The organism is Zunongwangia mangrovi, from assembly GCF_900112105.1.
Classification (GTDB): Bacteria; Bacteroidota; Bacteroidia; order Flavobacteriales; family Flavobacteriaceae; genus Zunongwangia; species Zunongwangia mangrovi.
Genome location: NZ_FOKV01000002.1, coordinates 440,575 through 455,719, shown reverse-complemented (window position 1 = coordinate 455,719; position 15,145 = coordinate 440,575). Strand labels below are relative to the sequence as shown.

At 36.0% G+C, this 15,145-nt stretch carries 13 protein-coding genes and 1 riboswitch; of the genes, 6 read left to right on the top strand and 7 right to left on the bottom strand.

Annotated elements, in window-relative coordinates:
• Positions 1 to 24: 24 nt before the first annotated feature.
• Positions 25 to 1,785 carry a metallophosphoesterase family protein gene (locus BM201_RS08220; RefSeq protein ID WP_092541473.1) on the bottom strand — a complete coding sequence of 587 codons (1,761 nt, stop codon included), beginning with the start codon at positions 1,783 to 1,785 and terminating at the stop codon, positions 25 to 27.
• 74 nt (positions 1,786 to 1,859) lie between these two features.
• Positions 1,860 to 2,936, bottom strand: coding sequence for a glycosyltransferase (locus BM201_RS08215; RefSeq protein ID WP_092541471.1), 1,077 nt, complete (start codon positions 2,934 to 2,936; stop codon positions 1,860 to 1,862).
• A 307-nt stretch (positions 2,937 to 3,243) separates the two neighbouring features.
• Between BM201_RS08215 and BM201_RS08210 the strand changes: the two genes are divergently transcribed.
• Together BM201_RS08210 and BM201_RS08205 are read left to right on the top strand one after the other, a co-directional pair.
• Complete coding sequence (locus tag BM201_RS08210) at positions 3,244 to 4,266, top strand: helix-turn-helix transcriptional regulator (RefSeq protein WP_092541469.1); 1,023 nt, start codon at positions 3,244 to 3,246, stop codon at positions 4,264 to 4,266.
• Positions 4,267 to 4,333: 67 nt separating this feature from the next.
• Complete coding sequence (locus tag BM201_RS08205; RefSeq protein WP_092541467.1) at positions 4,334 to 5,185, top strand: universal stress protein; 852 nt, start codon at positions 4,334 to 4,336, stop codon at positions 5,183 to 5,185.
• Here BM201_RS08205 and tenA read toward each other — a convergent pair whose 3' ends face one another.
• From tenA to thiM, 4 genes are read right to left on the bottom strand one after another with little or no spacing between them, the layout of a single operon-like run.
• A complete protein-coding gene (tenA, locus tag BM201_RS08200; RefSeq protein WP_092541465.1) occupies positions 5,186 to 5,833 on the bottom strand; it encodes a thiaminase II in 648 nt (215 codons plus the stop codon).
• Positions 5,820 to 6,653, bottom strand: a complete 834-nt coding sequence (gene thiD / locus BM201_RS08195; protein WP_092541464.1) for a bifunctional hydroxymethylpyrimidine kinase/phosphomethylpyrimidine kinase — start codon at positions 6,651 to 6,653, stop codon at positions 5,820 to 5,822. Before thiD ends, tenA begins: the two co-directional genes overlap by 14 nt.
• Complete coding sequence (gene thiE / locus BM201_RS08190) at positions 6,640 to 7,287, bottom strand: thiamine phosphate synthase (protein ID WP_092541462.1); 648 nt, start codon at positions 7,285 to 7,287, stop codon at positions 6,640 to 6,642. The genes thiD and thiE overlap by 14 nt, the downstream gene beginning before the upstream one ends.
• Positions 7,287 to 8,081, bottom strand: coding sequence for a hydroxyethylthiazole kinase (thiM, locus tag BM201_RS08185; protein ID WP_092541460.1), 795 nt, complete (start codon positions 8,079 to 8,081; stop codon positions 7,287 to 7,289). Before thiM ends, thiE begins: the two co-directional genes overlap by 1 nt.
• 63 nt (positions 8,082 to 8,144) lie before the next feature.
• A riboswitch (TPP riboswitch) is annotated at positions 8,145 to 8,239 on the bottom strand.
• A gap of 205 nt (positions 8,240 to 8,444) precedes the next feature.
• Between thiM and BM201_RS08180 the strand changes: the two genes are divergently transcribed.
• Positions 8,445 to 9,329, top strand: a complete 885-nt coding sequence (locus tag BM201_RS08180; protein WP_092541458.1) for a sugar phosphate isomerase/epimerase family protein — start codon at positions 8,445 to 8,447, stop codon at positions 9,327 to 9,329.
• Between the two features lie 109 nt (positions 9,330 to 9,438).
• Here the strand turns inward: BM201_RS08180 and BM201_RS08175 are convergent, their stop codons facing one another.
• Positions 9,439 to 10,086: a DUF2652 domain-containing protein gene (locus BM201_RS08175; protein WP_092541456.1), complete on the bottom strand. Its 648-nt coding sequence runs from the start codon at positions 10,084 to 10,086 to the stop codon at positions 9,439 to 9,441.
• Positions 10,087 to 10,292: 206 nt separating this feature from the next.
• Between BM201_RS08175 and BM201_RS08170 the strand changes: the two genes are divergently transcribed.
• The 3 genes from BM201_RS08170 (at position 10,293) to BM201_RS08160 (ending at position 15,039) form a co-directional block, all read left to right on the top strand.
• Complete coding sequence (locus BM201_RS08170; protein ID WP_084841523.1) at positions 10,293 to 10,643, top strand: winged helix-turn-helix transcriptional regulator; 351 nt, start codon at positions 10,293 to 10,295, stop codon at positions 10,641 to 10,643.
• A 490-nt stretch (positions 10,644 to 11,133) separates the two neighbouring features.
• Positions 11,134 to 12,855 carry an arylsulfatase gene (locus tag BM201_RS08165; protein WP_245758604.1) on the top strand — a complete coding sequence of 574 codons (1,722 nt, stop codon included), beginning with the start codon at positions 11,134 to 11,136 and terminating at the stop codon, positions 12,853 to 12,855.
• 279 nt (positions 12,856 to 13,134) lie between these two features.
• Positions 13,135 to 15,039 carry a glycoside hydrolase domain-containing protein gene (locus tag BM201_RS08160; RefSeq protein ID WP_245758603.1) on the top strand — a complete coding sequence of 635 codons (1,905 nt, stop codon included), beginning with the start codon at positions 13,135 to 13,137 and terminating at the stop codon, positions 15,037 to 15,039.
• Positions 15,040 to 15,145 lie beyond the last annotated feature (106 nt).

Genomic DNA, 15,145 nt, shown 5'->3' with positions numbered 1-15,145 from the left:
AAGAAAACTGATAATTGTTTACTGTTAATTATTAATTGAAATAATCTCCCCGGTTTCAAGGTTGATCTTAAAATGATTGGCAGGTAAACCATTTAAAAACTTATCGAAAATGCTCAAAAACTGACTTAGTTTTTGAGCATTTTTATTTTCACTTTTTGAAAGCTGATTTGTTTTCGAGGCTTCGATAATTAGTCTATATTCTTCTAATCGTTTAGAAGGAATATCTGCAAAAGCAAGTTTATCGGCATTTCTGATCTTGTAGAAATCCAGGATCATATCTTTACCTCTCCATTCTGAAAATTCTGTTTCATTTTGTCGATTTTCAGCCACAGTTTTACATAGATCTTCGGCGCTAAGATTCGATAAAAAATCGTAGAAATCTGCGTTCCAGTCATTCGGGATAAATCGGAGATTTACCAGGTTTTCAAGATGATATTCGGTAAAGTCGTGATAATTTTTACTGTTTAGAATATCGATATTCCAGGTTTCTAGATTCGATTTTGTAAGATAATCGTGCTCCATTTTATAAAGCGGAAATAATTCATCGAATCTTGGTACTTCATCGATCGCAATTGTTTTAACTTCTGCAGAATTTTTATTCAATTTTAGAATTTTATAACCGGGAATGTAAGCGGCCAAAGATGGCGTTTGGATATTTACGAGGAAATTTCCGTTTCCGTAGTCACGTTTTCCGGTATCATTAATATGCATGTGGCCGGCAAAATGTAGTTTCACTCCGGCTTCTGCCAAAGTTTTGGCGATGCGTTCTTCTGGAACACGTTCTAATTGCCATTTATTTTTTCCGAGGAAATCTTCTAATTCGGGAGAGGCATCTTCATTGAAATCTACTGCCGGATAATGACTAAAAGCGACCAGTTGTTTATTTTGATTTTGTGCATTTTGCGCCACTTTTTTTATCCAATCGAACAAGTGAGTTTTATGATCTATCGTTTGATTGTAACCAATACTTGCACTGCTAAACCCACCATTATTTCTTGGTAAATAAGAATTTCCATCGATCGCTAAAAGCCATAAGCCTTCAATGGGTTCAACTAAATAGGAAGCATCGGGAATTTTTATACTATCATTTACAGCGTACAGTCGGTTAGATAATTCGGCTTCTTTTTCAGATTTTTTAAAAGTGTAATCGGAATAATTATAAGTTGAAAATGGCGATTCCCAGTATATATTTTTCTGCTTCGGAAAGAACCCAAAATCGGCTAAATTATTCAGTATAAAATCATAGCCTGCTTTTTCTAATTTTGGTTCGGTTAAAACTTCATTTTGTTTTTCAGAAGATAAAAAAGAGACATCACTAAAAATAGCCTGCTCTTTACCGTATTCGCCTAAAAAATCACGTTTACCACCAGGCGTATTAAAAGGAGCAACGGGATCATGATTTCCGGTGGTGATAAAGAATGAGATTCCGTATTTCTGCTCGTATTTTTTTAGAATGTTAGTCAGTCCTTCGATATTTAATGGTTGGCCATCATCGGTATAATCGCCGGGAAAAGCGACCAGTTTAATTCCGCGTTCAGCTATATCATCCAGCACCGCTTTCAGCACAAAATAGTTTTCATTAAATAATCGGGTAGAATGCAACTGGGCATTCATGCTTCTTATCTTAGCTTTTTTGTCTTGGCCGGGAACTGGTAAGCCTTCAAAGTTTTCATATTCGGCATAAATATCCAATAAATGAATATCTGCAACAAAGGCAATTTTAGTATTTTCCTGAGCATTTAAAAGACTGCACATCAAAATCAATAGTAGCGAAATTCGCTTCATTTTCGTTGAATTTTAATGCGAGTATACAACCAAAAATTGAGCTGAATATTACCTACAGGTTAATTTGAACTTGATTAATAAACTTCAGCATTTTCCTCGATCAGGCTTTCGTAAAATTGGATATATTCTTCAATCATATTATCGATATTGCAGTTTTCTTCAGCATATTTTCTACAGGCCTTTCGATCGAATTTATCGATATTCTTAAGAGCCTCGGCCATTGCGTTGGTGTCTATGGGTTCGCAAATTTGCCCAACTTCTTCGGTTATTATTTCTGAAGCTACACCTTTATCCCAGCTTAAAACCGGAGTTCCTGAAGCCAGACTTTCTGAAATGGCCAATGCAGATGGCTCGTCCCAAACACTGGTAAATAATAATGCAGATGCATTTCTTAATAATCGATTAATTTGCGAGCGATCTTGTTCGCCAACATAAGATACTAATGGATTTTTAAGTAACGGCGCGACAAAACGCTCAAAATACTCACTATTTTTACCACGACCGGCTAAAATGATAGGTTTGTTGGCTTTGATCGCAACTTCGATAGCTAAATGCGGAGCTTTCTCTTTGCAGATAGAGCCAAACCACATGCAATATTCGTTATTGGTTTCAAAGTTTGGTTTCCAGTCGTTGAGATCGATCGCATTTCTAATTACTTTAGGGAAATTTAAAAACTTAGAATATTGATCACGTAAAGACTCGCTTACGACTATAAATTCCTGGTGAGATTCCTCCTTGATATAATCCAGGGCAAATTTTATTTCAGGAAAAGCCATAGTGTGTAGTGTGGTTACAAACCGAGTTTTAAGTCTATTTCCTAAAATGATTGGTAGGTAATTTAAAGAATGATTGTGTACTATATCGTATTCGTTACGCTCCAAATCCTGAAAAATTTCAGCATAAATAATAGCATTTTTGATCTCTATGGGATTGTAATTCTCTGAACGTATGCAGGAAAAGGGGCTGCCCTCTGCGAAATGATCGTCTAAAGCATGAAGGTTTTGGCATTCAGATCCAGATTTTGCGTACACATCTACCTGAATTCCTTTTTCAGATAACTTTTGTACGATCTTATGGGTAACCATGGCAAGACCGCCACCGTATGGTTTTTTTAGTGCATGGCGATGATCGGCGATAATTGCGATTTTCATAATTGGTAGGTTTAGGTTAAGTCGTAAAACTATCGATTTATCGATAGTTTTTGGTCAATGATCATGAAAAATGATCAACCTGTCGAAAGCTCAAAAATTTGATTTCTTAAGTTAATTAATTTTCGCGAAACTTTTCACTCTAATTTGATAAATTTAAAAGTGAAAATGTGCTGTATCGATAAGACTATGATCTCAATTAAATTTTTTAATAAAAGTTTAACCAATTTTTTTCTCTGAATGCATTAATTTTTTAGAGTAATTCGAAAAATTTAGTGTTTTTAGTATGTTTTAAAAATCAAGCATAGCAATGAATACGTATCATTTAAGGTTGAATGATGTCGAAGATTTCGTGCCGCAGCTTGCTGAGAAGCTGGGGATAGGATTTAAGAGTAATTTAGGAGAGTTTACAGTAAATATTCCTTTAGATCTGGGAAGTGGTAAAGTAAGCTGTATAAATTTTCCGAATGGAATAGGTTTATATGGTTTTAATCTAAAATTTGATGAAGATACCTGTCTTCGAATTTATCATCCAAGCGTAAACCCAATACGTTTTATCTATTGTGTAGAAGGAACCTTAAACGCTTACTTTAAGGATGAAAAAGGCTGTGAACTTAAAAATCACCAGCATTTAATTGCGGCAACTTTAGCTAATGGCACCCAATGTTTTCAGTTTAATGCTGGGGAAAGAGTTAAGATTTGTTATCTGGAAATTGATCGTAAGAAATTTCAGAACTATCTTTCTTTCGACCTCAATGAGATCGAGGAAAATTATTTTAGACTCTTTGGGGATATTAATGCTGAAAATGAAATCTTCCAAACCGGTAGTTATGGTTTAAGAACTATGGACACGATTCGAGAGATCGAAGATTGTGGCGTAGAAGGTTTTCCTCGTATAAACTATTTGGGCGGTAAGGCTTTAGAGGTGCTTTCTCATATGTTACTTCAGTTTAGAGAAGGTCCAGAAATGCATGAACCACGTCTTAAAAAGCGTGATCTACGAGCAATAGAAAGAGCGGTTACCCACATCAACGAGAATATTTCTAACACAGGAACAGTTCAGCAACTTGCCAAAATAGGAGGTATTAATGTGAATAAACTTCAGGATGGTTTTCAGGAAGTTTATGGAAAAACCGTAAATAATTATATTCGCGACGTACGTTTAACGCGGGCAATGAACATGCTTTTAAGCGGCGAAAAAGGGGTAGGAGAAGTAGTTTACGAACTAGGCTTATCTAGCAGAAGTTATTTTTCGAAGATATTTAAGCGGCGCTACGGTGTACTACCTAAGGATGTATTGAACAATAAAAATTTAACCGAAGCTTCAGAATAAATAAAGCTTTTTAACTAATATCTTATTGAAATTCTTCTTTGTAAATTGGTCATAAAATTCTGAATCTATGGAAAAGCAGATTTTGGTGCCTACCAATTTTTCAAAACACGCATGGAATGCTTTAGTATTTGGTTTAAAACTTTACAAAAGCATTCCGTGTAATTTTATTTTGCTGAATGTTTACGATGATGGTCGTGGAATTAGCGATCGTATTCCAGGTATTAAAATTGAAGAAGATGTTGACGCAAAAGAAACGTCCAAGAATGGCCTGGAAAGAATGCTGCAAGGATTAAGTTTTAGAAAAGAGAACCAGAATCACGAATTTGAGACTTTGTCTTTAGAAGGAGATTTTGAAGATATGGTACAGGAGATCGTAAATACTAGGTCTATAGATCTTGTTCTTTTAGGTGCTGAAGGTGCTAACGTAAATATTCACAGCTCCTATAAGTCGAAATTATCAAAAATAGCCGATTCTTTACAAAATTGTGCCATGCTTTTTATCCCTGCAGATTTTGAACTTACCGAGCAATCGGTAAACGAAATTGTATTTCCTACAACACTTAGATTCTCATTTCAGGAAAAAGAACTGGTGCCATTAAAAGATCTGGCTTCAAATTCTGTTTCGCCAATTCGTATTCTCTACATCGATAGTGATAGCAAAGGATTAAGCGAGGAGCAGCAAAACCTTCAACAAGACTTAAAAGAACACTTTTCAGCAATAAAAAATACCTTCCACAGGCTTACTAAAACAACGGCCTCTACCGGGATTCATTTATTTATTGAGAGCAGGCAAAGCACCATGCTAGCCTTGTATAAAAGAAAGCAGGGATTTTTCTCTAAACTGTTTTTACAGTCTAAAAGTGATGATATTGAATTCGATCCAGCTGTCCCTGTTCTATTATTAAAAGAGCTTGATTAACTACCAGGTTCGCAAAGTATATCCCGCATCCCAAAAGTGATATTCTAAATGTGAGGCGCTAATAAATGCTTCAGTCATTTTTGTGCGGACTTGCGGTGTTGTTTTAGCCGCATGCTCGTCACAAATTGCAATAGCTTTTTCTACTGCTTCACCAAATTCTTCGCCGGCGTAAGTATCTATCCATGCCTGATAAGGATTTTCTCCAGATTGCTGATTCTCGTAAATATAATCTCCAACTTCTTTATAGATCCAAAAACATGGCAGCACTGCAGCCATAGCCACTTCAAGATTCTCTAAAGCAGCCGTACTTTTTAGAAAATTGATGTAATGGTGGCAGGCCGGTTGAATGATCGCTTTTTCTGAAACCCCAAATTCTTTAAAATAAGATTCGTGCAAAGCATTTTCTACAATAATTGCATTTTCTGCGAATTGAAGAAAGGCCAATGTATTTTCGGTATCATAAGCTCTGGCGGCGATTAACGCAAGGGCTCTTCCAAAATTTTCAAGATAAGCCGAATCCTGACTCATATAAAACTGAAATTTCTCTAATGGCAAACTACCATCCATCAATTCAGTAATAAAAGGCATTTTTATGATTCGGTCGTAAATTGGGCTTATCGTTTGCCAGGTTTCTTTACTCCAGCTCATTTTTTATTAATTTTTGTGGGTTAAAAAAGTGATTTAAAGGACCATTTCCTTCTCCTGTTTTTACGTCTTTTCCGTAGTTAATGGCGTTATGCGCAAAATCCTGTCCCAATTTTACGGCTTCCAGCAGGTTTTTTCCTCTTGCCAAAAAAGAAGCAATAGCAGAGGATAAGGTACAACCAGAGCCATGTGTATTATTAGTGCTGAATTTCTCAAATTCATAAGAATGAACCTGCCCATCTTCAGCAAAATAAAGTGAGGTGATTTTATCGGTTTTTAGGTGTCCGCCTTTCATCAAAACAGATTTGCAGCCAAGATTCATTATTTTTTCGCCTGCTTTTTTCATATCGTCCAAACTTTCTACTTTCATTTTTGCAAGAACAGCGGCCTCATCCATATTTGGTGTGATCACATCTGCTAACGGAAATAACTTTTCGACAATCGTTTTTATAGTTTCGTCTTCGATTAATTTATGTCCGCTGGTGGCCACCATCACGGGATCAAAAACCAATGGTGTTTTTGGATATTTCTGTAGTCCGCTAACGATCGTTTCTACCAATTCTGGTGTATGAACCATTCCAATTTTCACCGCATCAGGAAAAATGTCCTCAAAAATGCTATCAATTTGTTCTGAAACTGCTTGGTAGGGAATAGGAAAAATATTTTTTACACCGGTAGTATTTTGTACGGGAAGTGCCGTTAAGACTGAAGTTGCGTAACAACCCAAAGCCGAAAAAGTTTTAATATCGGCCTGTATTCCTGCGCCACCACTGCCATCAAATCCTGCGATGGTTAGTGCTGAAGGATATTTATAAGTTTTCATGTTGATTTTGGTGAATTTGAGATTTGATTTTTTTCGCTGCTTTTTTAGGATCTTCTGAAGCACAAATCGCTGAAACTACCGCAATACAATCGGCTCCCGCTTTTATGACTTCCGCAGCATTACCGGCATCCATTCGCCCAATCGCCACAAGTGGTTTTGGGGTTAAAGCACGTATTTTTTTGATGCCTTCGATTCCCCATTCGGTTACCGTATCGGTTTTGGTTGCAGTGCTGTAAACTGGGCTAATTCCCAAATGATTGGCAACCTTAGTTTGTTCGTTTTCCAGCTGTTCGAGGTATTCTATAGAATAGCCGATAGCTTTATTTCTATCCCATTTTTGCTGAATCTCAGTCGGAGGTATATCACTATTTCCCACATGAATTCCGAAGGAATCTACCGCTTTAGCCACGTCAAGATTATCATTGATGATAAGCGGAATTCGATATTTATCGGTTATCTTTTTAAGCGCTTCTGCTTTTTTTATAAAGGCTGAAGTATCTAAATTTTTCTCTCGAAGTTGAATAATATCTACGCCACCTTCAATAGCCATTTCAGCGACTTGAATTAATGGGAAATGCATACAACTTTCTTCAGCGATCACCAGATACAACTGGTAAGGAAAATCGGGATGCATTATTCGCTAATTTTAAAATGAGAAAGAAATTCCTCTTCGCTAATATTGTATAATTTATCGAGTAAATTTAATTGAAGACTACCCGGCCCGGCAGAATTCTTTGCGGCAATCTCGCCACAAACACCCATTAGCACCATTGCTGCGGCAGTAGCTTCAAATTTGTTTTCTATGATAGCAGCAAAAGCAGCCGTAATAGCAGAAGCAGAGCATCCAAGACCGGTAACTTTTGCCATTAGCGCATCACCATTTTTTAGGGAAAGCTTTTGGTCTTTATCGATAATTATATCGGTCTCTCCAGAAATACAAACTGTTGCGTTAAATTCTTTATTTAAAGATTTAGCCGCTTCGATAGCTTCGGTACTTTCAGCAGTGCTATCTACGCCTTTAGTTGGAAGATTGGAAGCTTTTGCCAAAGCCATAATTTCTGAAGCATTTGCTCTTATGATTGTTGGTTTCAGCTGTAAAAGTTCAGCAATAATTTCATTACGATAAGGTGTTGCTCCGGCACCAACAGGATCTAAAATCCAGGGTTTACCAAGTTCATTTGCCTTTTTTGCGGCTTTCATCATGCTAATGCTCCAGTATTCATCTAAGGTTCCAATATTAATTACTAGTGCCTGGCAGATTTTAACCATGTCTTCAACTTCAGATTGTGCATGAGACATTATAGGTGAAGCGCCCGCCGCCAGTAAGGCATTTGCGGTATTATTCATCACCACATAATTGGTGATATTGTGAATTAATGGCACCGATTTTTTTACTTTCTGGATATGTTGCCAAAGGATATTTTTCATAATTAGGTCAGTTTTTGGCTTTAGGGGAAACTGCTTAGAAAAATAAAGGCAAGTGCACGAATTTAAACTATGCAAACTTTTTCCTACGACGGTTTAAACCGCATCAGGTTCAAAGGGACTCTCTCAATTCTTCTTTCAGAATACCCCTAAAGCGAGATAAATGTAATGTAAATTTTAAGGCTGCTAAAATTTTTTGCCGATGTTAAATAATTAAGTCGGCATTTTTTTTACGAATGATTCTCTTTGAAACATTAATTATTGTATATTTAGCAAAATTATATCTAAATATTAAGAATATTGGAGTGTTAGTTGTGTATTGTTTGCATACTGTTAAAATAATCTCCAAATAGAATTACAAAAGAAATGACAGGTTTAAAGAATTTAAGTAAAGCAGGAGCATTTTTTCTAATGCTTACATCATTTTCAATGTTTGGCCAACGCCAGTACGGAGCGGCAACTTTATACACCGTTAGAGACGAGATGGCTGCGGCGCCAGAAGAGACGATAGACGAAGTTTCAGAAATTGGTTATTTATACATTGAAGCAGCGGGTTATAGCGATGGTAAATTCTACGGAATGGAGCCAAAGAAATTTAAAAAACTACTGGCTAAATATCATACAAAACCATTAAGTACACACCAGGGTGGCGTAACTATGGAAAATGTAGATCAAATGATCGCCGATGTAAAAAAAGCCGGTTTTAAATATTTTGTGATCCCTGTGCCGCCTATGGGCCGTTTTACTTTTGATGCCGAAACCCAAACGATGGGAATGGACAATGATCTGGATTTTTTAGTTGAAACTTTTAACACTATAGGAGAAAAATGTAAAAAAGCAGGCTTAGAGCTTTTATATCATAATCACGATTTCGAATTTAAAGAAAATGAAAATGGGATCGTACCTATCGAATATTTTCTGGAAAATACAGATCCAGAGTTTGTGAATTTTCAAATGGATCTATTTTGGGTAACCAAGGCGGGAGCAGACCCTGTTGCATACTTCGATAAATATCCTGGCCGTTTTAAATTATGGCATGTTAAGGACATGGACGAAGAAGGAAAATTTGCTCCTGTTGGCGAAGGAAAAATAGACTTTGGAAGAATCCTAAAAGAAAGAAAAGCTTCTGGAATGAAATATTATATCGTAGAGCAAGATATGACTTTTGAATTAGAACCTCTTGAAGCGATTAAGATCAGCCACGATAATCTTAAAGATTTTGGCTTCGATAAAGTGAAATACAAGAAATAAACCTTAGAAAGCAAAGGTTTCAAAATCCTCCATATGTAATAAAAAAACCCTCTAAAGTTTCGACTAAAGAGGGTTTTTCGATATATAACTAATCTAAAGAATTAAAATCTTAAGCAATGCATTTTTTACATAGATCATTTTCAAAATCGAAGAATGTATAGCATATCTTTTTAATGTCGTCATAAACTTCACAAATCGTATTTTCAACAAATTTGTTGAGTTTTTTTAATTCTGAATTTTCTTCAGAATCTAGTAACGCATCTGAAAGTAGCACGTAAGTATTACTATTAACCGAATTCTTTAAAAGCTGATGTGCTTCAATTACCGTTTGTCCATAAAGCTTTTCGAACTTACCAATATTGTATTGCGCTAAAGGGCCGTAATGTGCGATAAGCTTTAATGAGAGATCAATATTTAACTGAAACTCTTCTTCCAGAAATTTTACTTCCTGATTAAATACTTCTTTCATCAAACAAAATTGATGCAAAATATCGTTAGCTGAAATTCTTTTTCCGTATTTAAAGAACAACACAGCATCACCTTCAATTTCAGAAATCTGAAGGTCTAGTACATTACTTTTAATAATGGCGTTAAGTAATTTAGAAGTGATTAATTTACCAGTTTCTACATCTGTAGTTTCAACAAAGCGGCTAAAACCACTAATATCTGGCATAATGATCGTTCCTTCAACTACTTTAGATTCGTATACATTTTTATTAATAAGATAGGGGAGTTGTCTGGTAATAGTTCTATTCATAGCAATTTTTTATTTGATTAGTATACCAGATCATCGTAGAAACTGCGATGAATCCAAGTAGTGCAATTTTTTATTGTTAGTCTTTATTAAAAGCCTTTGCTTACACGCTTTTTGAAAATTCTTTTTCAAATTTATGTATATTTGATATACAAAAGTTAGTAATAAACTAAATGTAAGTGATATACATTTTGTTAGTATAATTTAAAATGGGAGAATTATTAGATAAAAAGGTTTGCGAAAGCAAATTGGGTGCTATCGATGATGCACTTTATGCCATTGGCGGTAAATGGAAACTTAAGATCATCATTGCACTTAAAGAAGGAAATAAACGTTTTAATGAACTGCAAAGAGCCTTGGATATTTCGGCCAGAATGTTATCTAGAGAATTAAAAGATCTTGAACTTAATGGCTTTGTAGATCGCAAAGTATATACCGATACTCCTGTAGTTATAGAGTACGAACTTACCGATTATAGCAATTCTTTATCTGAAATTTTAGAAGCCTTAAGTTCGTGGGGAATTAAACACCGTGAAAAATTAATCGAGGAACGATCTTAAAAATGAAGTCTACTAAAATCGAAAATCGATAAAAATAACTTCAACTTTAGAAAATAAAGCATACAGCTAAGCGTTATTATTTGGACGAATCTTTTAAGAGAGATTTTCGTTATTTCGATAAAACTGCATTAATCTAACCTAATGTAGCTTGGAAAGCCTTTCTTAATTGAAAGGCTTTTTTAATACCTTATTTAAAATTTTATTGGCACCGCCAAAGGGTATAATACCTAGAGGCTTGCCTCGAAATTAAAAATTTGTTTCCAACGAATGCCTTGAGGGCTTGCCCCAAGGTAGTTTACTCCTCAGTACTAATGTATAGTTAGAATTGGCTCTCCTGTATACCTTACCAACTAGTCTCGTATATTATGCATGTTTTGCTAAGGTTTAAAGATCCAATTTTATAGATAACTCGTTTTCAAAGCATTTCTTTTATTGTTTTTAAGATTTTTTTTCTACTTTTAACAAATCCGAAATTATATTAAATCAAAACATGAGTTATTCGACCTATTTTTTGCCTAAAAAGCTAAATCGATTTATGTCTATTGGGCTTTGCGGGGCACTTGCTTTAAATCTAAGTTGTAAAAATGCTGCTGAAACTAACGAAGATCAGGAAGATGAACGTCCAAATATCGTGGTGATCATGGCCGATGATCTTGGGTTTTCAGATCTTGGAAGTTATGGTGGCGAAATTAATACACCCAGTTTAGATCGTTTAGCTGAAAACGGACTCCGTTTCAACTCCTTCTATAATACTTCTCGTTGTTGCCCAAGTAGAGCAGCTTTATTAACGGGGCAATATCCACATCAGGCAGGGATTGGTAGAATGACAATGGATATGGGAAAACCTGGTTATCGTGGAACCTTAGATTCTAACACAGTAACGATTGCTGAAGCTCTAAAACTTGCGGGATATCAAACGGCAATGACGGGGAAATGGCATGTTTCAGAAACAAATACATTAAATAACGAAGCTCAGTTAAAATGGTTGAGTCATCAGGAAGAGCATGATGCATTCTCAGATACACTAACTTATCCAACCTCAAGAGGTTTTGATAAATACTACGGAAATATTTGGGGCGTGGTAGATTACTTTGATCCATTCAGTTTAGTAAATGGAACAGAGCAGGTAAAAGAAGTTCCTAAAGATTTCTATTACACCGATGCTATTGGTGATACTGCAGTGGCTTATGTAGACGATTTTGTACAAAAAAAGGATCCATTTTTTCTTTATGTAGCCCATTGTGCGCCGCACTGGCCACTTATGGCTCCAGAAGAGGAGATTGCAAAATATAAAGATACTTTCACCAAAGGTTGGCGCCAAACCCGTGAAGATCGTTATAAAAGACTGGTAGAGAAAGGTATTTTACAGGGCGATATCGCAAAACTTTCAGAATTTATGTTTAAGGACCTTAACTGGGAAGAAAATGTAAATGAAAAATGGGATAGTCAGGCAATGGCCGTTCATGCGGCAATGGTAGATCGTATGGATCAAAATATTGGGAAGCTTATCGATAAGTTAGAAGAAACAGGAGAATTAGATAATACGGTAATCTTTTTTATGTCTGATAACGGAGCAAGCTCTGAGCGCCCATCACAATACGGTCCAGGTTTCGATCGTGCCGGCCAGACAAGAGATGGCAGAGAAGTTGCTTTTCCGGTAGATAAAAGTGAAGAAGCCTTGCCAGGATCGCAGGTGGTACATTCGGGTATTGGTCCGCAATGGGCAAATACGGCAAACACGCCGTTTAGATATTGGAAAGCCAGGGTTTACGAAGGTGGAATCACCTCTCCTTTCATTGTTCACTGGCCAAAAGGAATTAAAGAAAAAGGAATTGTAAAAACTCAGGCAGCTCATATTATCGATATTATGCCTACGATTTTAGATCTCGCGAAGGTGGATTATCCTGAAAAATTTGAAGGTAGAAATATTACTGCTACTGAAGGTAAATCTATGCTTCCTGTAATTACAGGAGCCTCTGAAGAAAATGTAAACGACGTTCTTTTCTGGGAACATTTTGGATCCAGAGCCTTAAGAAAAGGAGACTGGAAAGCCGTAAAACTTGACGGAAATTCTAACTGGGAATTATACAATCTTGCTGAAGATCGCACCGAACTTAATGATCTTGCTGCAACAAACCCTGAAATGTTAGAAGAATTAAAAGCAGAATGGGATAAACTCGCCAAAAAGACCGATGTTTTCCCTATGCCTTAAAATAAGGATTTGTATAGTTTGATTGATTATAGTTAATTTTTAGGAAACCTTGCTTTGCGAGGTTTCCTTTAATTTTATCACCAATTTCGAAAATCTAAATAACCCTAAGCATGAAAAGATTTATTGCTGCAATTACTGTAGCATTATGTGTGGCATGCCAGCCAAAATCTGAAAAAAAAGAATCAAAATCGGCTAATATTACCAATAAGGTAAACGTTTTTTTTAGGATCTTCTGGAGATCACGGGCAAATGTCTCCGTCAGCTTCAACTCCTTTTAATATGATGAGCATCGGGCCGCAAACTAATCCGCATAACCATACAGGATACGAGCATTATGCTAAAGAATTCGATGGTTTTACGCATACACATTTAGAAGGTGTAGGATGTACCGGTAGTGGCGGTAACATTTTGATCAAGCCAATTTTAGATGAAAATAATGAAACCGAGTTACTTAAAGCTTCAGAGCAAGCAAGACCGGGATTTTACGAAGTCAGTTTCGAAAATGGGATCGATGCTGTAATGAGCGTAACACATAATTTTGGGATTCATCAATATAATTTTAATGGTGAAAAAGGAGGTTTGTATATCGATCTTTCATTCGCACTTTCTAATAGATTTGTTTCCGAAGAACACGAAATTCAGAATAACAAAATAAACGGAGTTATAGATACTAAAACTACCTGCCACGCCGGCACCTATCGTTTTTATTATGAAATTCAGCTTAAAAATATTGCTGAAATTTCTGAAACTTCAGATCATACTTTAATCGCAACAGCAAAAGATAATTCTAGAGAAGTACAGGTTTTAATAGGATTTTCTTCGGTTTCTAAAGAATATGCGTCGCAAAAAATTGAAGACACTTCTTACGAAAATCTAAAAAAGAAAGCTAATGCCGAATGGGAAAAAGCCTTAAGCCGAATTACTGTTGAAGGGGAAGAGGATCGCGAGGATCTTTTCTATTCATTATTATATCGTGGTTTGCAATCGCCATATATCGTTTCTGAAGAAGATGGTACTTATCCTCCCATAGATGGAACGCTTCAAAAAACTGAAGGAACCATTTACAGTGGTTGGGCGATTTGGGATAATTATCGCGAGCAGTTACCAATGTTGTCTATGGCTTATCCAGATCGTTATGGCGATATTGTAAAATCTATAGAGAATTTATATGCCTTCGGAAAGAAAAACTGGGCAACAGCGCATGAACCTGCACCAACAGTAAGAACAGAACATGCAATGGTGGTTTTACTGGATGCTTATAACAAAGGTTACGAAGTAGATATTAAAAGAATTAAAGACTCTTTAGTTAAAGATGCTGAACGTTTAGATTATGGCGCACCAGATAAAGCTTTAGAATCTTCTTACGATAATTGGGCAATGGCGCAATTAATGAAGATCGATGGCGATACCGCCTTGCACAACAAATACCTAAAAAAGGCACTGAATTATAAGGAATATTGGAATAAAGATTTTAAAGATATTACGCGTAATGATGTAGATCGTATGCAGGCTAGAGGTTTGTACCAGGGAACGATCTGGCAATATCGCTGGTTTGTGCCTTTCGATTTAAACGGACTTAAACAATTAGCGGGTGGCGAAGGTCAGTTCCTGAAAGAATTAGATATGTTTTTCAGTAGTCATAATTACAACCATGCGAACCAGCCAGATTTGCAGGTTCCGGGGATGTATAATGCCACCAAAAACCCTTGGAAATCTCAGGAATTATATCGCAAAATAATGCTGGATACCATGGTGCAGGCTTATTTTAATGATAATAGCAAAGGAATAGATCCTTATGTTGGCAGGATTTATCAAAACAAACCAAAAGGATATATAAGAACTATGGATGATGATGCGGGTACAATGTCATCCTGGTTTGTAATGCGAAGTTTAGGGTTTTCTCCGGCTAATATTGGAAATCCTGTTTATTATTTAACGGCACCAATATTTAAGGAAATGTCCATAAACTATTCCGAAGGAAAAACCTTTAAAATTAGCGTAGCGAATTACGATAAAGATCATTTTTATGTTGAAAGCGCTACATTAAATGGTGAAGGTTTAAACCGAAATTGGTTAACACAGCAGGAAATTTTAGAAGGAGGAGAATTGGTAATTAAAACTTCTGCAACTTCTAATAAAGAATGGGGAGTTAACGAAAGCTGGGTTTCTTCAATTAAAGATTAAAATTATTTAAGAAAAATGTAAAGGCTGATAGTATTATCAGCCTTTTTTTATGATTTTTCCTTAAAGTATTGTTCAAATTTGCAGTTAGAGTTTTGTGTTTTCCCGA